Below are 280 nucleotides of genomic sequence, written 5' to 3' on the forward strand. Positions count from 1 at the left end.
CAATCCAGAAAGTGCGGAGCATAATGGCACGGTTTGCAGAAGTTCCTGTATCCTTGCTCGCGAGATTACCCGAGGCATCGCGTTCCATATCAACGGCCGCAAGCAAGTTACGATCAGTCCACGGTGACAATGCTCCGGCAACAGCGCGCCAATATTGCGGCTGGCTCCAGCGTTTATCGATGACCTCAAGATCAGGTGCCGGTGTCTTTTCAAGCGCAGACACTGTCTTCGTCATCAATGTGCGAAACCCTGGCTGCGCACTGTTGAGCCGGCGGATCAT

General features: G+C 54.6%; 1 pseudogene. It reads right to left on the reverse strand.

The annotated features are described in order from the left end of the window. Positions 1-280 (reverse strand): annotated as a pseudogene (locus HBA93_RS20810) (ABC transporter permease); the annotation flags it as partial.

The sequence above is a fragment of the Ochrobactrum sp. SFR4 genome, assembly GCF_019730395.1.
Lineage (GTDB): Bacteria > Pseudomonadota > Alphaproteobacteria > Rhizobiales > Rhizobiaceae > Pseudochrobactrum.